This is a genomic window from Paenibacillus sp. J22P90 (assembly GCF_059692195.1).
In genome coordinates this window covers 68,285-87,831 of the sequence record NZ_JCAUAY010000009.1, presented here as the reverse complement: position 1 = coordinate 87,831, position 19,547 = coordinate 68,285, and the positions used below count along the sequence as shown (strand labels likewise).

Annotated in this window: 24 protein-coding genes; 13 read left to right on the top strand and 11 right to left on the bottom strand. The window is 45.2% G+C overall.

Translation table 11 applies throughout. The features are described 5' to 3' along the window. Positions 1-61: 61 nt before the first annotated feature. Complete coding sequence (locus AC58UX_RS25800; protein WP_497258071.1) at positions 62-1,333, bottom strand: MFS transporter; 1,272 nt, start codon at positions 1,331-1,333, stop codon at positions 62-64. Between the two features lie 3 nt (positions 1,334-1,336). Next, complete coding sequence (locus AC58UX_RS25795) at positions 1,337-1,798, bottom strand: MarR family winged helix-turn-helix transcriptional regulator (protein WP_497258069.1); 462 nt, start codon at positions 1,796-1,798, stop codon at positions 1,337-1,339. Positions 1,799-1,945: 147 nt separating this feature from the next. On the opposite strand from AC58UX_RS25795, the gene AC58UX_RS25790 reads away from it, so the two are divergent. The 6 genes from AC58UX_RS25790 (at position 1,946) to AC58UX_RS25765 (ending at position 7,989) form a co-directional block, all read left to right on the top strand. Continuing rightward, entirely contained in the window at positions 1,946-2,302 is a 357-nt protein-coding gene (locus AC58UX_RS25790; protein ID WP_497258067.1) for a thioredoxin family protein, read from the top strand. 402 nt (positions 2,303-2,704) lie between these two features. Further along, a complete protein-coding gene (locus AC58UX_RS25785; protein ID WP_497258065.1) occupies positions 2,705-3,604 on the top strand; it encodes a COX15/CtaA family protein in 900 nt (299 codons plus the stop codon). Between the two features lie 107 nt (positions 3,605-3,711). Beyond that, positions 3,712-5,475 carry a UbiD family decarboxylase gene (locus tag AC58UX_RS25780; protein ID WP_497258062.1) on the top strand — a complete coding sequence of 588 codons (1,764 nt, stop codon included), beginning with the start codon at positions 3,712-3,714 and terminating at the stop codon, positions 5,473-5,475. Beyond that, on the top strand, positions 5,454-6,440 hold the full coding sequence (locus tag AC58UX_RS25775; protein WP_497258060.1) for a DMT family transporter: 987 nt from the start codon (positions 5,454-5,456) through the stop codon (positions 6,438-6,440). The genes AC58UX_RS25780 and AC58UX_RS25775 overlap by 22 nt, the downstream gene beginning before the upstream one ends. Before the next feature lie 40 nt (positions 6,441-6,480). Next, a complete protein-coding gene (locus AC58UX_RS25770) occupies positions 6,481-7,188 on the top strand; it encodes a Cthe_2314 family HEPN domain-containing protein (protein WP_497258058.1) in 708 nt (235 codons plus the stop codon). Between the two features lie 6 nt (positions 7,189-7,194). Beyond that, positions 7,195-7,989: an SDR family oxidoreductase gene (locus tag AC58UX_RS25765; protein WP_497258056.1), complete on the top strand. Its 795-nt coding sequence runs from the start codon at positions 7,195-7,197 to the stop codon at positions 7,987-7,989. Between the two features lie 62 nt (positions 7,990-8,051). Here AC58UX_RS25765 and AC58UX_RS25760 read toward each other — a convergent pair whose 3' ends face one another. Next, positions 8,052-8,297 carry a NifU family protein gene (locus AC58UX_RS25760; protein WP_028558591.1) on the bottom strand — a complete coding sequence of 82 codons (246 nt, stop codon included), beginning with the start codon at positions 8,295-8,297 and terminating at the stop codon, positions 8,052-8,054. A gap of 95 nt (positions 8,298-8,392) precedes the next feature. Between AC58UX_RS25760 and AC58UX_RS25755 the strand changes: the two genes are divergently transcribed. Then, on the top strand, positions 8,393-8,647 hold the full coding sequence (locus tag AC58UX_RS25755) for a YuzB family protein (protein WP_497258054.1): 255 nt from the start codon (positions 8,393-8,395) through the stop codon (positions 8,645-8,647). A 7-nt stretch (positions 8,648-8,654) separates the two neighbouring features. Here AC58UX_RS25755 and AC58UX_RS25750 read toward each other — a convergent pair whose 3' ends face one another. Together AC58UX_RS25750 and mqnE are read right to left on the bottom strand one after the other, a co-directional pair. Next, positions 8,655-9,719 (bottom strand): NAD(P)/FAD-dependent oxidoreductase, encoded by a 1,065-nt coding sequence (locus AC58UX_RS25750; RefSeq protein WP_497258052.1) that lies wholly within the window; start codon positions 9,717-9,719, stop codon positions 8,655-8,657. Between the two features lie 40 nt (positions 9,720-9,759). Further along, complete coding sequence (gene mqnE / locus AC58UX_RS25745) at positions 9,760-10,866, bottom strand: aminofutalosine synthase MqnE (RefSeq protein ID WP_497258050.1); 1,107 nt, start codon at positions 10,864-10,866, stop codon at positions 9,760-9,762. A gap of 338 nt (positions 10,867-11,204) precedes the next feature. On the opposite strand from mqnE, the gene AC58UX_RS25740 reads away from it, so the two are divergent. After that, on the top strand, positions 11,205-11,387 hold the full coding sequence (locus tag AC58UX_RS25740) for an aspartyl-phosphate phosphatase Spo0E family protein (RefSeq protein WP_235549861.1): 183 nt from the start codon (positions 11,205-11,207) through the stop codon (positions 11,385-11,387). A gap of 110 nt (positions 11,388-11,497) precedes the next feature. Continuing rightward, the gene (locus AC58UX_RS25735) at positions 11,498-11,869 is read left to right on the top strand and encodes a HesB/IscA family protein (RefSeq protein WP_497258047.1); all 372 of its coding nucleotides are present in this window, start codon (positions 11,498-11,500) and stop codon (positions 11,867-11,869) included. 72 nt (positions 11,870-11,941) lie between these two features. On the opposite strand, the gene AC58UX_RS25730 is transcribed toward AC58UX_RS25735, so the two are convergent. Then, entirely contained in the window at positions 11,942-12,628 is a 687-nt protein-coding gene (locus AC58UX_RS25730) for a class I SAM-dependent methyltransferase (RefSeq protein ID WP_497258045.1), read from the bottom strand. Positions 12,629-12,711: 83 nt separating this feature from the next. Beyond that, positions 12,712-13,761 (bottom strand): MerR family transcriptional regulator, encoded by a 1,050-nt coding sequence (locus AC58UX_RS25725; RefSeq protein ID WP_497258043.1) that lies wholly within the window; start codon positions 13,759-13,761, stop codon positions 12,712-12,714. Between the two features lie 163 nt (positions 13,762-13,924). Between AC58UX_RS25725 and AC58UX_RS25720 the strand changes: the two genes are divergently transcribed. Next, complete coding sequence (locus tag AC58UX_RS25720; RefSeq protein WP_497258041.1) at positions 13,925-14,605, top strand: glycoside hydrolase family 73 protein; 681 nt, start codon at positions 13,925-13,927, stop codon at positions 14,603-14,605. Between the two features lie 31 nt (positions 14,606-14,636). Here the strand turns inward: AC58UX_RS25720 and AC58UX_RS25715 are convergent, their stop codons facing one another. Then, on the bottom strand, positions 14,637-14,798 hold the full coding sequence (locus AC58UX_RS25715) for a mechanosensitive ion channel protein MscL (protein WP_497258038.1): 162 nt from the start codon (positions 14,796-14,798) through the stop codon (positions 14,637-14,639). Between the two features lie 333 nt (positions 14,799-15,131). Here AC58UX_RS25715 and sda point away from each other — a divergent pair, with 333 nt between their 5' ends. Next, on the top strand, positions 15,132-15,296 hold the full coding sequence (gene sda / locus AC58UX_RS25710; RefSeq protein ID WP_497258036.1) for a sporulation histidine kinase inhibitor Sda: 165 nt from the start codon (positions 15,132-15,134) through the stop codon (positions 15,294-15,296). Here the strand turns inward: sda and AC58UX_RS25705 are convergent. Then, complete coding sequence (locus AC58UX_RS25705; RefSeq protein ID WP_497258034.1) at positions 15,293-15,469, bottom strand: hypothetical protein; 177 nt, start codon at positions 15,467-15,469, stop codon at positions 15,293-15,295. The genes sda and AC58UX_RS25705 overlap by 4 nt on opposite strands. Before the next feature lie 224 nt (positions 15,470-15,693). Then, entirely contained in the window at positions 15,694-16,695 is a 1,002-nt protein-coding gene (locus AC58UX_RS25700; protein ID WP_497258032.1) for an NAD(P)/FAD-dependent oxidoreductase, read from the bottom strand. Between the two features lie 463 nt (positions 16,696-17,158). Here AC58UX_RS25700 and AC58UX_RS25695 point away from each other — a divergent pair, with 463 nt between their 5' ends. Next, the gene (locus AC58UX_RS25695; RefSeq protein ID WP_497258030.1) at positions 17,159-18,349 is read left to right on the top strand and encodes an NAD(P)/FAD-dependent oxidoreductase; all 1,191 of its coding nucleotides are present in this window, start codon (positions 17,159-17,161) and stop codon (positions 18,347-18,349) included. Positions 18,350-18,376: 27 nt separating this feature from the next. Continuing rightward, positions 18,377-18,658 (top strand): hypothetical protein, encoded by a 282-nt coding sequence (locus tag AC58UX_RS25690; RefSeq protein ID WP_497258028.1) that lies wholly within the window; start codon positions 18,377-18,379, stop codon positions 18,656-18,658. Between the two features lie 94 nt (positions 18,659-18,752). Here the strand turns inward: AC58UX_RS25690 and hemQ are convergent, their stop codons facing one another. Next, positions 18,753-19,499: a hydrogen peroxide-dependent heme synthase gene (hemQ, locus tag AC58UX_RS25685; RefSeq protein ID WP_497258026.1), complete on the bottom strand. Its 747-nt coding sequence runs from the start codon at positions 19,497-19,499 to the stop codon at positions 18,753-18,755. Between the last annotated feature and the right edge of the window lie 48 nt (positions 19,500-19,547).

The following is a 19,547-nucleotide window of genomic DNA, read 5'->3' as shown; positions in this document are numbered from 1 at the left end:
GAATATTGTTTTGATATTTATATGATATCACTTTTTACTTTAATTGTAAAATGAAAAGGTATTACATCAGTACAGCTTGTTCTTTGTGCTTTATAAGTTGTCGCTGTATACGAATAGCGAATAAAGCGGCAATGAAGCAGGTAAGACCAGCAATGAAGAAAGCTTGCGAGTAGCTGCCAAGCCAGTCACGCATTAGACCTGCTCCGTATGCGGCAAAAGAGGCACCGATCTGATGAGCCACCACAATCCAGCCGAATATCATGCCGGATTTTTCTTTACCGAAAGTCTCGCCTGCAAGTTTAGCGGTTGGAGGTACGGTTGCGATCCAATCAAGTCCGTAAAATACCGAGAACACGACTAGCATGTACGGAGTAGTAGCCAATGCATAAGGTAAAAATAGGAGGGACAATCCACGTAGACCGTAGTACCAGAAAAGTAGCCAGCGGCTGTCATATCGGTCAGTTAACCAACCGGATATCGTTGTTCCGAATAAATCAAACAAACCCATCATGGCTAGAAGTCCGGCAGCGGCAACTTCCATCATCCCGTAATCGCCGCAAGCGGCAATGAGGTGAGTGCCGATCAAACCATTTGTCGAGAATCCACAAATGAAGAAGGTGCCTGCGAGTAGCCAAAAAGTTTTGTTTTTACATGCAATAACGAGGTTCTGGATTGGGGTAAGAAATACATTGCCCTTGAAAGGCTCTGGCTTTACAACCTCTGTTGTACCGTATGGCGCTGCACCAACATCGGAAGGATTGTTCTTCATCCATACTGCTACAAGAATAAACACAACTATGATAGCGGCTACCGCTGCATACATCGCATACCGCCAGCCATAATCGGAAGTCACCTTTGCAATCAAAGGTAGAAATAGCAACTGACCAGTTGCTGCACTTGCTGTCAGTATGCCAACTACGAGTCCCTTACGCTTGACGAACCATAGATTGCTGACAGTAATACCAAGCACATTTGCCATCATGCCACTTGCAAGTCCGGAAACGACTCCCCACAGCAAATCGAACTGCCACAAGGAATGAATCAGCGGCGTGACGGCAAGGCTGGCACCTAGAACGGACAGTGCTAGCAATACTACCTTGCGGATACCGAAGCGCAATAACAGTGCTGCAGAAAACGGACCAACAAGTCCATATAGCAAAATTCCGATAGAGGCAACACTTGAGATAGCCCCGCGGCTCCAACCGAATTCTTCTTGGAAAGGGATCATCAAGACGCTGGGTATGGAACGGATGCCTGCTGACACAAGTAATGTAACAAACGTTAGCAAAACAATAATCCAGCCGTAATAAAACTTGCTTTTTGTTTGATTCATTATTTACACCTCTGATTCTAATTTCTCACTGGCTGATTCCAAAGATTGCGTCAATATAATCGCGAGTTCATCCCCAAGAATAGCCGTATAAGAACGAAGAAGCTCCTTCGATGCTGCACGAATGGATGGCTCGAGTTCTATCGCTTTTTCCGTAGGAAAGACGAGTACAGTTTTACCTTTTACTTGGCGCTCCACGAGTCGTTTGTTTTCCAGCTTATCAATAAATCTGGTGAGCGTAGATGGTGTGATATAGAGCTTTTCTGAAAGCTCTTTCTGAGGAATTCCAGGTTTTGCAACAACCAGTCTGAGTAAATAACCGTAAGCAGGTGCAAGCCCTGTTGTTGCAAATGCATCGTCAGCCATTCGGCTAATTGCCCGACTTAATCGATTCGTAGTGAAGTATAAGCATTGATGCAAAAAAGCTTCCTTGTCATCCGTTTCTGTAACTTGAGCTTTGTTAGTCATATGGCTCCTCCGTTTTATTTTGTATGTACAACGAATATAATGCGTGTGCTTTTGCCTGTCAATTGTATTTATGAATGAATAGGAACAGTAAATCTTGACACTGAATTTGACGCATGCTATAAGAGAATAAATTCCAGAATTGAAGAGGTGCCTCAATCTATGCGTAAAATTTCAACGGAACAACAATATCAAGAGCAAATTTCACAAGAAGGCGTGACGATTGCCGTTTTCAAAACCACATGGTGTAAGGATTGCCATTATATTGATCCATTTATGCCTGCAGTTGAACAAGCCTACGAAGGTCGTATCACCTTCATTGAACTAGATCGCGATGAATTTCCGGATCTCTGTGAGCAATTGAACATCTTGGGCATTCCGAGCTTCATCGCTTTCCGCGGCGGCAAAGAGCTGGTTCGTTTTGTCAGCAAGCTGCGTAAAACGCGTGAAGAAATTGAGCAATTCCTTGATCGTGCGTTGGAAGTTTCGAACGCGTTAGCGAAATAGCAGTGAAACATTGAGAGCCTCCCATCATGGGAGGCTCTTTGTGTGTTGAATGAAGCTGATGTTGCGGACACTCGTTGCAGTCTCCTAACGGACATGGACGACGTTTGAGCGGGTGGAGAGTGACGGGTGGTGGGTCGTGGGTTGTAGGCGGTAGGCGGCAGGCGGCCGGTGACCGGTGACGGTGGGGCAGCACCACAGTATAAATAAACCTGGACTGCACACACTATAATGTTTTTCCAAGTGTTGGGGAGCCAACGCAACAAGGCAGCAGCGAATTCCCTGTGGATTCGGAGCTTTGTAACATTTGCGAATGGAAATGCCTTCATATTACAGCTATAATTGAAAGCGTAGCAACAGTATTCGACAGATCCTCAGTAGATATGACATAAAGTAGGTGCAATCATGCAAAAATGGACCCCAAGATTAGCTAATTTATCCGCCATCGGCATGTTTCTTATCCTTGCTATGGGCGCCTTAGTAACCAAAGCTGACGCAGGTCGAGGCTGCGGAGATGAATGGCCGCTCTGTCATGGTAAATTCGTTCCGGCGCATACCATCTCTTCCTTTATCGAGTACAGTCACCGCTTAGTCGTTGGTGTAGTAACGCTAATTCTCGTAGCAACGTTCTACTTAGTTTTCCGCTACGTGAAACGGAGCGATGCCAAATTCTTTATCTCAGCAACTGTACTGATGACATTGATTCAAGCAGCCATGGGCGCTATGGCCGTTGTTTGGCCGCAATCCTCCCTTGTTTTGGCACTTCATTTCGGATTATCCTTGCTCGCCTTCGCCTTCTCCTTGTTACTGGCGCTTGTGTTCACACCATGGGGTCAATATACAAGGACGACACCGATTCATAAGAACTTCAAAGTGATCGTCTGGTTTACCGCGATTTACAGCTATGTCGTTGTTTATCTAGGTGCATTCGTACGTCACACCGTTTCATCAGGCGGTTGCTCAGGTTGGCCGTTATGCAACGGGGAAGTGATTCCAGAGCTCAGCGGTGCAACCGGAATTGTCTTTACGCACAGGATTGCTGCGTTGCTGCTGTTTGTCTGTATTTTATTCCTATACCTTCAAGCACGACGCCATTATCAAGCAACAGACAAGCTATGGTTTGGCAGCAAATGGGCACTGATTCTCGTTTCGCTTCAAGTCATTAGCGGTGCGGTTGTAACCTGGTCGCTAGGAAATGAAGTCGCTTATTTATTTACAGGCATGATTCATGCCATTATAGTGGCTTGTATGTTTGGATTCTTATGCTATTTATGTGTGCTTACCCTATATGACCGCAAAGCCTAGCAGCTGACTGCGGCACAAGAAGGCCTTCTGACGGAAGGCCATTTCCTTTTTTCATCCTCACGAATCATGAATGACTATATATCTTACAGGTAAAGGTGGAAGTTCCGATGGTACCAACGAATTTACGAGCGTTTCTAGAGATTTTGCGTAATGAAAAAGAATTGATTGAAATATCCGCTCCCGTGGACCCGAATCTTGAGCTTGCGGAAATCCATCGCCGTGTGATCGACGAGCAGGGACCTGCATTACTTTTCACAAATGTAAAAGGAAGCAGCTTTCCTGTTGTCACGAACCTATTCGGCACAACCAGAAGGGTTGATCTGGCTTTCGGTCCGAAGCCGGAGCAATTCATGAAAGCGGTTATCAACGCAACTAGCACTTTGATGCCGCCAACCCCTAAAGCGCTATGGGGCGAAAGAGGTCTCATCCTCGACTTGATGAAAGTAGGGACGAAAAAGATTCAACCGAACCAAGCGCCGATTCTCGGCGGCTTGAAGCAGGACAACCCGCTCGCAGGACTGCCTGTCCTGACGAGCTGGCAAGAAGATGGCGGTCCGTTCGTCACGCTACCGCTCGTCTACACCGAGCATCCCGACGGCGGTCATCATAACCTAGGCATGTATCGCATGCAGGTGTATGATGACTTCACAACCGGGATGCACTGGCAAATACATAAAGGCGGCGGCTTCCACTACCACGAAGCCGAGAAGCGCAACCAGGCGCTGCCTGTCACCGTGTTCCTGGGCGGCCCGCCTGCGCTCATCGCCTCGGCGATTGCGCCGGTGCCTGAGCACTTGCCCGAGCTGATGCTCGCTTCGCTCATCCTCGGGCAGAAGCTGCCCATGGTGGAGAATCCCCATGGGGGGCACCGCCTCGTGGCCGAGGCGGAGTTCGCGATATGCGGCTCCGTTCCGCCGCATCTGAGACGCCCCGAAGGGCCGTTCGGCGACCACTTCGGGTATTACTCACTCATCCATGATTTCCCCGTTTTCAACGTGAATCATGTGTGGCACCGCAAAGATGCGATCTATCCGGCGACGATCGTCGGCAAACCTCGCCAAGAGGATTACTTCCTTGGCGAGTTCCTGCAAAGACTGCTGGAGCCCGCGTTCCCGATGGCGATGCCAGGGGTGAAGGACTTGTGGACGTATGCCGAGACCGGGTTCCACCCGCTCGCAGCCGCTGTCGTCCGCGAAAGCTACAGCCGTGAGGCGCTCGGCACGGCGTTCCGCATTCTCGGTGAGGGACAGCTATCCCTCACGAAGTTCCTGATCGTGACGGACCGTCCGACGACATTAGCGAACTTCTCACAGCTGTTTGAAACCGTACTGGAACGTTTCGATCCGGCAAGGGATCTATTCATATTTAATAAAACGTCACACGATACGTTGGATTATACCGGCGGTCAGCTCAACCACGGCTCGAAAGCCGTACTGCTCGGTACAGGTGACCCTATACGCGAGCTGCCAAGGGCATACACCGAGGGTGAGCTGCCTGAGATCCATGACATCGCTGTTTACTGTGGCGGCTGTCTGCTCGTCTCTGGCGCGTCCTATGCCGCAGAGCCAGAACTGCCGCAGCGTCTGCTTGCCAATGCGGCTAGCAGACTGAAGCAATGGCCAATGGTCATCTTAGTCGATGATGCCAGCGGCATTGCAAATGACCAAACGAAATTCTTATGGACGGTATTCACACGCTTTAACCCTGCAAGCGATATGTACGCGCAGTCCAGTGTGAACCGTCATCATATTGCCTATGAAGTTCCGATTGTGATTGATGCTCGGATGAAGCCTGGTTATCCTGATGAGCTGTTCCCACGCGAAGATATCGTAGAGCTCGTTGATTGCAGATGGAAGGAATATTTCGCGTGATGAGCGGGGGACGCCTTCGAGCCATATATCCGCATCTTGGCTTTGTTCTTGTGTACCTGCTTTGGGGGATGAATTTAGCTTCCCTCAAAATTGGGGGCAGAGAATGGGACAGTCTCGTCTTTAATGGCCTGCGTTTCGCGAGTATGATTCCGATCCTGTGGGTCTATACTTACTTTTATTATCGTTCACGGTCGCTGCGTTTTCAGATCGCAGGACGTGATTTATTGCTCATCTGTGGATTAGGGATTCTCAATGCCGTCGGAATGGAAGCACTTCTGCAGTATGCGCTGCAGTTTTCCAATGCCGCTAATGGCGCTGTGCTAGGCCGAGGCTTTATGCCCGTCATTACGGTGATCATCGCTGTTATTGCGGGTCAAGTAAGGCTGACGTGGCGGGTACTCCTAGGAATTCCACTAGCGCTTGGCAGTGTGATCCTGATCGTATCAGGGGGAGCCGAAGGCTTTCACTTAGGCAGTGATACCTTTCGAGGCGATATTTTACTGCTGATGCGCAGCTTTATGGGCGCCATTTATCTGATAGGGATGAATCGATTAGTGGTGAAATATCCGCTGCCGATCTTAATCTCATTTGAAATGACAGCAGGAGCCTTATCCTTACTGCCTTTCGTACTTTTACGAGCGGATGGTGCCTATTTCGCTGCCATCTCTCAAACGGGTTGGATCAGCTTGATCTATACCTCACTGCTGGCAACTGCGGTAGGCTTCTCCTTGCACAATTGGAGCTTGGCTAAGCTAGGACCATTTAAATCATCCGCCTATGGCTACCTACTCCCTGTAACAGCTGCGTTTGGAGGGTTCTTCTTCCTCGGAGAATCCATCTCGCTGAGTCAGTATCTCGGAGGAGCTGGTGTATTGGCTGCCATGTATTTCGTACAACGTGATCGTACAGCAGGTGCTAAGCGCGCACCCTTGCCTGCAACTACGGGTACAACGTTAACGAAGTAACAAGGTGATCAGAGTATGAGTTAAAAAGGGAGGTAATCGTATGCTTCGTGTGTTATTTAATGAGCCGAAACGTATCGACAGCGGACTGCTGCTGGAAGCTGGCAACGCGGTAAGAGCCTATATGAAACATCTCAAAACCGAACAGAGTTACCTCTCTACGAAATATTCGATCTTCCATCGTCAAGAGATATGGAGTAAGGGATTTATCGATGCGTTAGATGAGCTCGAACAGAGCAAATATTGCTGCGAGCGGTATGGCGAGCGTATTGTGAAAGCATTTTTGGAGGACATGAATTCGCAAGAGACAGAAACTTATCAACGATTCGTGTATTTCTATAAAAATGCGTTCATTCGGATATTTTCTATTTTAGATAAGCTAGGCACGTTCATGAATGATCTTTTCAAATTAAAAACAGAGACATTAAAATCGCGATTTTCGTATTTTACTGTGCTCCGATATATGCATGAGAAGCAGATCCATGGCTCATTAGAGCTTCAGCTGTATACCCTCAAAATGGAGTATAAAGTGCCGCTTGATCGACTTCGTAACTTACGTAATATGGAAATTCATTATATTAATGCGGAGATGCTGGACGATCTTTTGCAGAAAGAACCGATGCTTGGAGAGCGCATTCAACTTGAGAATGTGAAGCAGAATTTGTCCGATTTGGAGCAGGGATTTGACATGGTTTGCCGAACCTTAACAATAGCATTTACTTACATTACGGCATACGTGACAAAGGGGTAGTGGGCCATGCCATTAAGAGGTCGAACAGTGCTTGTTACAGGCAGTGCCAAGGGTTTAGGCAAAATGACGGCATTGGCTTTAGCCAAGAAGGGCTGCCAGGTCGCTATCAATTACGTAACAAGCGAGAAGGAAGCGACTGAGCTTGTCCAGCAGTTAACGGACATGGGTGTTCGCAGTATCGCGGTACAAGGGGATGTAGCCAAACGCGAGGATATTATCCGTATGGTTGAAGAAACCGTCTCAAAGCTGGGAACGATCGATATCCTTGTGAACAATGCAGGGCCATTTGTACGAGAACGTCGCTTTTTTGCTGACTATAGCATGGATGAAATTGATTATTTAATGCGGGGGAACCTGATAGGTGTGATGGAGCTGGATCATCTCGTCCTGCCGATGATGAGAGCGAATCGATGGGGACGCATTATTCATTTCGGCTTCGGCAAAGCTGCGGAAGCGAGGGGCTGGACGCATCGAGCTGCTTATGCGGCGGCTAAGGTTGGCTTAGTCTCGTTCACCAAAACATTAGCCGAGGAAGAAGCTGCGCATGGCATCACGGTCAATATGATCTGTCCAGGCGATATTCGCGGGAAGAACAAAGAACGCACGATGGAAGAAGCGCGATTAGAAGTGGATGGTGAAACGCCTGTAGGAAGACCGGGAACGGGGGAGGATGTGGCGCGTGTCATTGATTTCCTCTGCTCGCCTAACTCGGATTTCATCACAGGCAATATTATGGACATCTCGGGTGCGCTAGATCCTATTCAACCCTTGCCTGTACTTAAACAACGGAAATCCGAATAGACCGCTGCATAGCAAAAAGAGCTTACCGTGGAGGTAAGCTCTTTCTTATGTTATAGTCGTAATTAGAATACCTGTACGACTTCTGTAATGCCTTCTACTTCTTCAACCAACGCGCGCTCAATACCAGCTTTTAACGTGATCGTCGAGCTCGGGCAGCTGCCGCAGGCACCCATAAGTTTCAATTTTACGATTCCGTCTTCCACATCAACTAGATCGACGTCACCGCCATCGCGTTGTAGGAAAGGACGAAGTTTATCTAAAACCTCAAGAACTTCATCGTAAATCGCTTCTTTGGTTTTTTCTGTCATTTGATTCATCTCCTTTCTTTATCTATTATAGTACAATACGCATTAAATGAAAATGGTTTTCAACCTGAAACTACAGCATGGGGTGGAATTTATTCATGAGACCTATAATTGAATTTTGTGCCAGCAATATGCACACAGGCACTGATAAAGTAATGAAAGAGCTCGAACAAAATCCGGAATTCGACGTGATGGAGTACGGCTGTCTTGGCAATTGCGGCCAATGTTATATGGAGCCTTACGCGCTAGTCAACGGTGAAATCATTGCCGCAGAAAGCGCGGAGAGTCTCCTTGAACTCATTTTAGAGAAAATTAAACAGCTTGAAGCCATGTACGATTTGCTTAGCGAATAACGGAATTCTAACCAAAGTGGCGCTTGGATTTCCAAAGCACGCCGCTTTTCAGCATACGCGCAATTTTTCCTGTCATTAAAGTACGTTTACCCATAATGCCGAAGCCGCTCTTTTTACCTAGTGAACCGAGTGTGCCTCTCAGCTTGATCTTCCCAAGCCGCGGCGTCTCGCCTTGCCAAATCGCTTGAATTGCTTCTGCAATTTGCTTGCCTTGTGCTTGTGCTGCTTGCGCGCTTGGTGAGAATGGCAATGACGCACAGTCACCCACGACAAAAACTTCTTCGAAGTCAGGAATTTGATGGTACTCATTTAACAGAATACGTCCCTGACGATCTTTTGGTACATTCAAAGCTTCAACTATTGGCGTAGGCTGAATGCCAGCCGTCCAAATTGTCGCATCTGTGCGAATAATTTCTTCTTGATTATACAGATCGCCGCCGTCTAGACGAACCAATGTTACATGAGTTCGCAGCTCAATATGATGCTCGATCATCCATTCACGAACGTACTGTTGAAGATTTGTTGGAAAAGCGGAGAGCAGACTTGGCCCCCGGTCGATCAAGCGGATATTCAAGTCAGGGCGGCTTTCGCGCAGCTCTGAAGCCATTTCAACACCGCTTAACCCTCCACCAATAATGGACACTTGTCCATATGGCGAAATATTGTTAATGCGCTGATAAGTGGCGCGCGTCTGAGCCAACGTTTGGATGCTGGAGGAAAACTCCTGGGCACCGACAATGCCATGATAGCTGTCCACACAACCAAGGCCGATGACTAGCCAGTCGTAGGTGATTGGTTCTTTGTCGTGGAAATTAATTTGTTTAGTTTCCAGATCAACGCCAGAAACCTCTCCGTAAACGAGCTGCAACCGAGAATCATCCGGATAAGCAACGCGAATATGTGTTTCAGCAATAGTCCCAGAAGCGAGTGCATAATACTCGGTTTTTAGGCCTTGAAATGGGCTGCGATCAATCATAATAAGTTCTGTGTCCGCTGGTAGATCCTTTTCCAGCAAATTTAAAGCTATGGTTAGACCGCCATAGCCTCCTCCGAGAATGACAAACTTTTTCATAGCCAACCAAAATCCCTTCTGAACGATGATCTATTCTCTATTATCTCTCATACACTTTGATTTCATTATAAAAGGTGTCACGTTCTACCGCGTCGCGGCCTGAACCTTGAATGAGCCAGACGAGCTCATCGCGTGTAAGACCTTCAGGTGAAAGTGCGCCTGCTGCGTGAGAAATTTTCTCTTTCACGATCGTACCATGTGCATCTGAAGCACCGAAGGTGAAGGAAAGCTGTGTAAGTTTTGTTCCGATATTAATAAAATAAGCCTTAATGTGCGGGAAATTATCCAGCATTAAGCGGCTGATCGCAATCGTTTTGAGCTCGTCCCAAGCTGGAACACGTCGTTTGAGACCTGCATTTTTACTTGCTGGTTGTACAGAGTTCGGGATGAATACTAGGAAACCGCCAGTTTCATCTTGCAGCTCACGAAGAAGCATCATATGACGAATCCGTTCTTCCTTCGTTTCAATCGAACCATATAGCATCGTTGCATGTGTTTTCATACCAAGCAAATGTGCTTGGCGATGTACATCCAGCCACTCTTCTGAGGATGCTTTCTCAACCTTCATTTTGGCGCGGTAACGTTCAGTCAGAATTTCCGCTCCACCACCTGGCAGTGTGGAAAGTCCAGCATCCATCAACGTTTTGAGCACATCGCGGTAGCTTAAACCGCTAATCCGGGAGAAAAATTCGATTTCAGCTGCCGTATGAGCTTTAATCGTCACATCAGGATAGGCTTGCTTTAATTTACGAATGCAATCGACATAATACTCGAAAGGCAGATGAGGGTTATGCCCCTGACTAATATGGAATTCTTTAATTTCCGGGTTAAAATTCTCGGCGATATAGTCTAACATTTGATCCGGTGTTAGGGTGTAAGCACCTTCTTGACCTTCGTCGCGGCGGAAATGGCAAAAAGAACAATGCTCTTCACACACATTCGTGAAATACAAGCTCATATTTTGTACAAAATATACCTTGTTTCCGTTTAATCGCGTATTCACTTTATTTGCTAATTGACCAATGGTTAAGAGGTCGTCAGATTCATATAAGAAGATCCCATCTTCCATGGTCAAACGTTCGCCATTCTCAACCTTGTCAGCAATCTCAGCCATCCGTTTGACCGGATCTATCGTTGAAATACTCATACTCACATGCCTCCTGTGAAAATATATTAAACCGCATAATGAAACGACGCAGCCAGCAGCAAAACCCAGGTGCGCCTAGTGATGTGAGTTGCTCGCGTACCTGTCAACCAGTTCGGTTAAGGAATTCACACCTATTTTATAACGATACATGCTATCTATCCCTCTTATTATAAACCTCCTACTTGGGAGGGGCAACATCGAACGTTGAAGATAAATCGACAATGTTATTCATGGGATGTTTTTTTTCGATGAATTTGGTAAAATGTTATTCCCAATATTAACAAATTCCTGTATACTATTGCAATGTGATTACGTAAGGGCTAAAGGTGATAATAATCGTGCTACCATTATTCGTGACCGAACCGCAGGAACGACTTCATATCAAAATTGAACAGCTTCGTGGCAAAATGGTGAGTCTGGGGACCTCTTATGGGTTTCTTCATCCTGACGTGCAGCAATGCAGTCGAGACCTAGACCAGCTGCTATTGCAGTATTATGCAACAAGACGTCCTAAACAGTGAACAGCTGCCCTTGAGCAACGGTTGGATTAGGAGTATACTTGAAGCAAGCACTTCGTATACCAACGCTAGTTTTCCTTGAAGAAGGGAAACATCAGGGAGGGATTTCCATTATGATTACTATCAGTGAATCAGCAAGCGATAAAATTAAAGAGCTATTGGCATCGGAAGAATCACCTAAGCTTTTCTTACGTCTTGGCGTGAAGGCTGGAGGTTGCAGCGGCTTTTCTTATGGAATGGGCTTCGACGATGATCAAAAGTCTGACGATAAAGAATTTACCATTCATGGCCTTAAAGTTGTCGTAGACGAGGAGAGCGCCAAGTATTTATACGGTGTCCAAATCGACTTCGAAGACAAAGGGATGGGTGGCGGCTTTACGATCAATAACCCGAATGCGGTAGCATCGTGTGGTTGTGGATCATCCTTCAAGCCAGCGGATTATGAAGGAACACCTGAGCCTTGTGATGATAAGGTTGAGGCTTAATTAAATAATTTTAACCTCCGAGACTGTGTATGATTCAAATACACAATTTCGGAGGTTTTTTGTTTTTACACTTTACATCTTAACCCACCAAACTCCCGCACACTCCGGCAGTTCCTTCAGCTGCTCCTCAACAACCTTGTCTGCAACCTGATCTCCAAAGAAAAATCGCGTGAGCATCTCGGCCTCATCGACACTTTCAAACGTATAGTCGGTTCGAATCCAACTATGCGAAAAGCCATACTCTTCTTGCAGCAGCTTATAATAATCGAGTAAAAAATGCGGCGGATTCGGCGTTTCAGAGCCCGTGCCAAAGTTCTCAACGATGATAATCGTGCCGCCTGGGCGCAAAACACGAGCAATCTCTCGCATGACTTGGTGAATATTCGCTTTCCAATTCTCGATGTTCGAACTCCCAAGATAACAGATACTCCACCCAGAAACGATGAGATCGGCACTTTGATCCTCAGCAGGAATATGTCTGTGGTCCGCGACTTGCGTGCGCCAGTTGTGTAATCCAGCTTGTTGAAGTCGATCTGCGGCTAGCTGGAGCATTGCTTCTGATTCATCTAACGCTAAGATTGACTTCGCTTTCGGGGCTAGGACACAGGTAAGTCGGCCAGAGCCAGCTCCCATATCAATGATGTCCAAGCCTTCTACGGGCAGGATGGCCTGGATGTTAGCATACAAACTCTCTTGCTTGGAAATAAGACGCTCATACATATCGGCTTGATGAGCGTAAATATGTTCATGATTTGGCATGGTAGTGTTTCCTCCTAAGGATGAATGTTTACAGTGTCATCATAAGGATTAACGTTAGGAGAAGGTCAAGAGAGATATATCAACTATGATTGAATGGGAACCGCATAAACGATATAAAGCAACTCATTGATTTGGTGATGCTTTGTGATATACCCATTGTCGTCAAACCAAGCTAAAAGGGAAGAGCAATTGGAATAATGCTGTTTTTGAATCGTTGAGTGGAGGTCTAATCTCCCTTGTTCGATCAATTGTTTCATATAATGTTCTTTGGCTAGTTCATCCTCGAACATGACATCTGTTATGCAAATTCTGCCGTGAGGTCGCAGTACGCGGCGCATTTCCTCTAAAGCTAACCCTTTTTGTTCGGGTGAAACATGATGTAAAGCGAATGAGGTAACGACAAAATCGAATTGATTATCCATGTAAGGAATCGCCAGGAAATTTCCAAGCTTAACTTCCATGTGAGGATGTTTGTTTTGGCATTGTTTGATCATTTCTCTCGATTGGTCTACGCCAGACATCTGGATGCCGCCCTTTATAAATTTAGCTGCTAAATTACCAGTTCCTGTCCCAATATCAAGTCCTCGTTCCTGAGCCTTAGGTTTAACCCATTGGAGCGTTCGATCAAGTGCTTCCTCGTAGTCTTTATACTCATTGTCATTATGGTAAACTTGCTCGTCATGCGTATGCGCTTGATGGTCGAAGTTCCAAGTATCCTGCCAATTTTTCCTCGTTTCTCGAAGTCGTTTGGAGCCCTCAGCTAGTGAAAAAATATCATCTATCGGCAGTGACTCGTTACGCTTCAATAGTTCTATCATGGTATCGGTGGTCTCGATGATCTGCTTGAACTCCAGCCATTGTGCATACACAACAGATCGTTGTAATTCTAAGTAATACTGCAATTGTTCCTTATCTTCTACAGCAGAGTCATTCAACGCTTTTTTAATATCTGCAATCGTCATGCCTGCTTCTCTCAGTGAAATAATCGTTTGTAAACGCCATATTTCCTTATCTGTAAACGTTCTATATAAATTATTCTCCTGCTTGGAGGGCGAAATAAGTCCTTTATCTTCGTAGAAGCGTATCGCCCGTGGGGAAATATTCAATTTTGAAGCTACATCTTTAATTTGCATGCGTCGTCACTTCCTTTCCCATTAAATAAACATTAACGTAAGGGAAAAGTAAAGTGAGAATAAGCGCTGATAAGCTATATATGAGCCGTTTCAATCTACTAATATTTGGAATATGATAGGATATACAGCTAGTACTTGCAGTTGCTAGAGGGGAGGGAGTTATATGGCAACAAGAAAGGATTTCATCGATCTCGTTGCGCCGATTGCTGTGAAGCTTCGATTAGAGGGCTCAACGATTTTCCCTTCTGTCCGAATTGCTCAAGCGTTGCTGGAGACAGGTGGTCAAATTAATGCGTGGAACAATCTTGTGGGATACAAAGTAGGAAATGGCGTGCTTACGCCTTACTGGCAGGGTGATCGCGTCTCTGCTAGAACTTGGGAATTCATTAAAGGGGAGCAAGTGACAAATGTGGTAGGCGATTTTCGTGCGTATGCGTCTATTGAGGACGGATTCCGTGATCAGGATCTGCTATTTGAAGCAAATCGCTATACGGCAGTTCGGTCAGCGAATAGTCCACAAGCGCAGACAATAGCTTTACAAAGCAGTGGCTATGCGACTGACCCTGCCTATGCGAGTAAATTGAATGCGATTATAGCAACAGAAGGGTTAACTTTTTTTGATGAGGAGGTCATACGGATGTTAGAGAAACTACAGGCACAAATCGCAGAGTTAACCAATAGAATTCATTCACTCGAGGAGCAGGCGGCCCTAACTGTCATACCAGCCTGGGCAAAACCCAGCATTGAAGCGGCAGTAAAAGCAGGACTCATTGATACACCTGAGAAGGGCAGCTATGATTTCTATCGATTAATAACCGTATTGCATCGGAAAGGGATTATTTAGGGGTATAAATGGAGGGCCGAAGGTGAAAGCCTTAATACACAATTCGGCCTGTAATTCGAACGTTGTCCCCATACTTGGCTTGCATAAGCTTCGTTTGTTCCTGCATATAAGCATAAATTTCTTTCAAACGGTTCTTACGCGGTTTAATTGTTTCTTTAATGACGCCATTTACTACGATATCGTAGACGATCATATTGGTTCAGCTCCTTTAATTTGTCGTTCTAGTACCATTGTAAACGATGAATATTAAATGATGATTAAAATTTCTTTTCAATTTTGTGAAAAAGATGAAGGTTATGTTAAGGTAATGTGAAAAATGCCTAAATTAGTGATCATTTTTTTTTATCAGTAACTGGCAGGTTTTGGATGTGCATAAGTTTATGCACATTATCCCCCCATATGAAACCTGCACTTATGGTACATATTAACAATTTACCCACAGGATATGCACAGTTATCTGTGGATAACGGAACGCTTGTTCTATTAAAAACCCCATGATACTATTAATTTAAATTATAGAATATGGGTGATTTCAGTGAGACAAATTAGCGATGAGACGTTGATCGACTCTTATTACAAAGCACTAGATTTGAGATTAGAATCCGATTTTCTTGAACTTTTGCTCGCGGAAATACAGAGACGAAAGTTAAAACTATCTGTGCTTGTGAAGGATGACACGCCACTTAACTAAAGCTCGCCAGCAGGTATTTGCATGGTATAGCTGGAATGGCAAGCGGGACAATTCAAGAGATGCAGGCAATGATCCTGGTGATCGCCGCCATCCTCGTTTGTCGCTGACATGTCGTTCATCTCGTAAGGCGAATAGGGACCGAGCCAGTCACTCAGCTTACCATGGTCAGACATACGCTGCGAGCATACAGGACAGTTGGTTTGCAATTCTTGCAGACCATTACAAACTGGACATATAGATGACAAAGGGGTATTCCTCCTAATCCGTAGATTAGGAATAGAATACCCCATTTCGTTTCTTTAAAATATAAGAATTTATAAATTTCACATCATAATTTGGCTATATTTCTTCATAAACGCTCCCGTCCATGAAGGACGGCGTAGCCGTTTATTTTGGATTACAATTTCAAGCTCGAGCTGTGACCTGGTGAAAGCTTCGCACTGGGATCAATGTAAACTTTGGCGTTGTTGATTGCAGTAGGTGCTTCACCGAAGCCAACCGCAATCAATTTCAATTTACCAGGGTAAGTAGTAATATCGCCAGCCGCGAAGATGCCTGGGATATTCGTCTCCATACGGGAATCAACGAGAATTGAGCCGCTTTCGATGGCAAGACCCCATTCAGAAATTGGCCCAAGTGAGGATACGAAGCCGAAATTAATGATGACGGCATCGACATCGTGGATCGTTTCTTTGCCTGATTTTATATTTTTAAGCGTAATTTGTTCGATACGATCTGTTCCGTGAAGCTTCGTGATCTCCGTTGGTGTAACGATGTTAACCTTGGAGTTCATTAGATTTTCTACACTGTGCTCATGAGCGCGAAATTTATCTCTACGGTGGATTAAGGTGACTTGCTCTGCAATCGGCTCAAGCATCAATGCCCAGTCAACGGCAGAATCACCGCCGCCGCTAATCACAACTTTTTGTCCGGCAAAAGTATTCAAATCATTGACGAAGTAATGCAGGTTTTTCTTCTCGAACTGGGCAGCTTCCGGTAATTCAAGACGGCGCGGCTCAAATGCCCCAACACCAGCTGTAATAATGATGGCATGGCTCAAATGAACACCTTTATTCGTCGTAATTTCGAAAAGACGTTCTTCCTTTTTCACAACCTGATGAACCTTCTCTTCCAAGCAAATGCCGATCGGGAAGTGTTTCATTTGTACAGACAAATTATGAACTAGCTCTTGCGCAGTTACTTTCGGAAAGCCGGCGACGTCATAAATATATTTTTCAGGATATAAGGCTGCAAGTTGGCCGCCTAGCTGCGGCATGCTTTCAATAATTTTCACAGAAGCTTGACGCATTCCCGCGTAGAAGGAAGCGAACATGCCAGCGGGACCGCCGCCGATTACAATAATATCAACGATTTCTTGATTTATTTCTCTCACGCTCATAATAGAACCTCCGATTTGGTCCGGATATGTGTAAGTATTCTGAATAAATCGATAATCATTATCATTATAAACGCCTCTTTTATTGAAGAGAACCGAAAAGTTTAAATTCTTTATACATTTTGAATAGGACGGATTGTTTCCATATTTTGAATGCTTCAGTAGAGGATTTCTTATAAAATTCGCTTATCAATATGATAAGTAATGCTTACATCGGCTGGACGAGCTAGAAAGGCCAGAATGCCTTATTTTAAAGCAAAATAGCACTTGATATTTACTTATGAAAATTATATCATATCATGAGAATCGGTTTACGCATGTTGTGACAAAATTCAAGCTGTTTAATCATAATTCACTTCGAAAGCGTGCAAACTAGTAGCAGTATACTACTTTTGAAGCTGTTTGTGTAATTTTTCACAAGATAGAGAGACCATGGACAAAATACGGATATGGAAGTGAGAGAGACATGAGTAGAATACCAAGAATCGTGATATTAGGAGCCGGTTACGGCGGAATCCTTGCTGCTATTCGTTTGCAGAAGGAATTGAACTACAATGAAGCTGATGTTACGTTGGTCAACAAACATGATTACCACTACATTACTACACATCTTCACATGCCTGCAGCGGGAACGGATAATCCTGAGAATGCACGCGTGAATATTTTGAAATTGATTGATGAATTTAAAGTTGATTTCGTGAAATCGACCGTTACACAAATTCGTCCACACGAGAAAAAGGTTATTCTGGAAGACGGAACGCTTTCTTATGACTACCTAGTAATCGGACTAGGCGGCGAAGCAGAAACTTTCGGTATTCCTGGCCTTAAAGAAAATGCTTTGAACATTCGCAGTATCAACAGTGTTCGTTTCATCCGTGAGCACATTGAGTATCAATTCGCGAAATTCAAGCGTGAACCAGATCGCAAAGATTACCTGACATTCGTTATCGGTGGCGCAGGCTTCACGGGTATTGAATTCATTGGTGAGCTTGCTGATCGCATTCCATTGCTTTGCAAAGAGTTCGACGTAGATCCTTCCCTTGTGAAGATTTATAATATTGAAGCTGCTCCAACGGCATTGCCAGGTTTTGACCCTGAGCTTGTTGAGTACGCTATGAAAGTTCTAACTGACAAAGGGATTACTTTCAAAATTGGTACAGCGATCAAAGAATGTACACCAGAAGGCGTTCTTATTGCTGGCGACGAGTTTATTAAAGCAGCTACAGTTGTATGGACTGGCGGTATCCGCGGTAACCATATGCTAGACGAAGCTGGCTTCGAAACAATGCGCGGAAGAATTAAAGTAGATGAGCATCTGCATGCGCCAGGCTTCGATAACATCTATGTTGTGGGTGACTGTTCCATCGTGATGAACGATGAAGGCAGACCATACCCGCCAACAGCACAAATTGCTATGCAGCAAGGTGAAGCTGTAGCACACAACTTGATTGCGTCGATCCGTGGATCGCAAATGAAAGCTTTCAAATACTCGAATAAAGGTACAGTAGCTTCCCTTGGTAAAGGTCAAGCGATTGGTATCGTTGGTTCCCGTAAATTGAAAGGTAATGTAGCAGCTATGATGAAAAAAGTGGTTGATATGAGATACCTTTACATTATTGGCGGAATTCCATTAGTTATACGTAAAGGTCGTTTCTAGTCAAATCTCGCTTACGGGGGAATGGCCATGCGACACTGTAGTGTCCAAGTAAGAGGACTTCTTACCCGGGATGAACTGGATCGGTACAACGCCTTGATCGAGGTCGGTCACTTTTTAGAGACGGAGAAACGTTACGATCATGTCGCTGTTGTGCAAAAGGAAATCGATATTCTCATTCTTCCTGCGATTGAACGTCTGAAGGAAAAAAGTCGTCAACGTGACCGTGATACAGAAGAGTATTTGGCACGTAAGGCACAGATGGAAGCCGAGTTGGCAGCCGCTTTGCGAGATGACGAGGACGATGAATAAATGATTGTAAGAAGCATTGCTCGTTATCGAGCAGTGCTTTTTTTTTATGTATATGAAAAAAGAGCAAAGGATAGCATCCTTCGCTCTTAAGTCTTTAAATTTGAATGAATGCCGCGAATTTCTCAGGAAGCATCACATTGCCCACGTAGAAATCTCCGAATTCGCCAAAGCGCGCGCTGACTTCATCAAAGCGCATTTCGTACACGAGTTTTTTAAAATGAAGCGGATCATCGGAGAATAGTGTAACGCCCCATTCCCAATCATCTAATCCAACGGAGCCGGTAATGATTTGTTTCACTTTACCTGCGTATGTACGGCCGATCATCCCGTGGCTGCGCATCATTGTTTTGCGATCGTCGGAAGGCAGCATGTACCAGTTGTCATTGCCATCGCGACGCTTGTTCATCGGATAGAAGCAGATATGCTTGGATTTTGGCAGAATTGGCTTCAAGCGCGCTTGAAGTTCAGGATCCTGTGCAGGATCAACGCCTGGCTTCGCAAGATAGCTGCTCAATTCTACGATCGAAACGTAGGAATAAACGGGTATAGTAAAGGCTGCAAAGCTAGACTTGTTAAAAGCAGTTTCAAGCTCATTTAGCTCTTCTAGCGTTTCACGCAGCTGCATGAAAACGAAGTCAGCTTTTTGACCTACGATGCTATAAACAGCAGTGCTGCCTAGTTTATCATTTTCAACTTGCTGCCACTGGGACAAGAAAGTTTGCAGTTCTTCCGATGCGTGCTTGCGTTCTTGCGGGGTTGCGGCATGCCATGCATTCCAATCCATCAGACGGAAATCATGGAGCGCATACCAGCCTTCCAGCGTTTGTACGGCTTCACTCATTGTTGTTCCTCCATTCAAGGGCTAATATCCCCTACATTGTATCCAATT

What these genes read in the sequence shown, in the direction of transcription:
- AC58UX_RS25695 (WP_497258030.1), top strand. Translation starts at nt 17,159, where the DNA reads ATGAGTAGAATACCAAGAATCGTGATATTAGGAGCCGGTTACGGCGGA.
- mqnE (WP_497258050.1), bottom strand. Translation starts at nt 10,866, where the DNA reads ATGAGTATTTCAACGATAGATCCGGTCAAACGGATGGCTGAGATTGCT.
- AC58UX_RS25765 (WP_497258056.1), top strand. Translation starts at nt 7,195, where the DNA reads ATGCCATTAAGAGGTCGAACAGTGCTTGTTACAGGCAGTGCCAAGGGT.
- AC58UX_RS25705 (WP_497258034.1), bottom strand. Translation starts at nt 15,469, where the DNA reads ATGTCTGACCATGGTAAGCTGAGTGACTGGCTCGGTCCCTATTCGCCT.
- AC58UX_RS25700 (WP_497258032.1), bottom strand. Translation starts at nt 16,695, where the DNA reads ATGAGCGTGAGAGAAATAAATCAAGAAATCGTTGATATTATTGTAATC.
- AC58UX_RS25735 (WP_497258047.1), top strand. Translation starts at nt 11,498, where the DNA reads ATGATTACTATCAGTGAATCAGCAAGCGATAAAATTAAAGAGCTATTG.
- hemQ (WP_497258026.1), bottom strand. Translation starts at nt 19,499, where the DNA reads ATGAGTGAAGCCGTACAAACGCTGGAAGGCTGGTATGCGCTCCATGAT.
- AC58UX_RS25775 (WP_497258060.1), top strand. Translation starts at nt 5,454, where the DNA reads ATGGAAGGAATATTTCGCGTGATGAGCGGGGGACGCCTTCGAGCCATA.
- AC58UX_RS25755 (WP_497258054.1), top strand. Translation starts at nt 8,393, where the DNA reads ATGAGACCTATAATTGAATTTTGTGCCAGCAATATGCACACAGGCACT.
- AC58UX_RS25780 (WP_497258062.1), top strand. Translation starts at nt 3,712, where the DNA reads ATGGTACCAACGAATTTACGAGCGTTTCTAGAGATTTTGCGTAATGAA.
- AC58UX_RS25800 (WP_497258071.1), bottom strand. Translation starts at nt 1,333, where the DNA reads ATGAATCAAACAAAAAGCAAGTTTTATTACGGCTGGATTATTGTTTTG.
- AC58UX_RS25720 (WP_497258041.1), top strand. Translation starts at nt 13,925, where the DNA reads ATGGCAACAAGAAAGGATTTCATCGATCTCGTTGCGCCGATTGCTGTG.
- AC58UX_RS25795 (WP_497258069.1), bottom strand. Translation starts at nt 1,798, where the DNA reads ATGACTAACAAAGCTCAAGTTACAGAAACGGATGACAAGGAAGCTTTT.
- AC58UX_RS25785 (WP_497258065.1), top strand. Translation starts at nt 2,705, where the DNA reads ATGCAAAAATGGACCCCAAGATTAGCTAATTTATCCGCCATCGGCATG.
- AC58UX_RS25690 (WP_497258028.1), top strand. Translation starts at nt 18,377, where the DNA reads ATGCGACACTGTAGTGTCCAAGTAAGAGGACTTCTTACCCGGGATGAA.
- AC58UX_RS25770 (WP_497258058.1), top strand. Translation starts at nt 6,481, where the DNA reads ATGCTTCGTGTGTTATTTAATGAGCCGAAACGTATCGACAGCGGACTG.
- AC58UX_RS25730 (WP_497258045.1), bottom strand. Translation starts at nt 12,628, where the DNA reads ATGCCAAATCATGAACATATTTACGCTCATCAAGCCGATATGTATGAG.
- AC58UX_RS25760 (WP_028558591.1), bottom strand. Translation starts at nt 8,297, where the DNA reads ATGACAGAAAAAACCAAAGAAGCGATTTACGATGAAGTTCTTGAGGTT.
- AC58UX_RS25715 (WP_497258038.1), bottom strand. Translation starts at nt 14,798, where the DNA reads ATGATCGTCTACGATATCGTAGTAAATGGCGTCATTAAAGAAACAATT.
- AC58UX_RS25725 (WP_497258043.1), bottom strand. Translation starts at nt 13,761, where the DNA reads ATGCAAATTAAAGATGTAGCTTCAAAATTGAATATTTCCCCACGGGCG.
- AC58UX_RS25750 (WP_497258052.1), bottom strand. Translation starts at nt 9,719, where the DNA reads ATGAAAAAGTTTGTCATTCTCGGAGGAGGCTATGGCGGTCTAACCATA.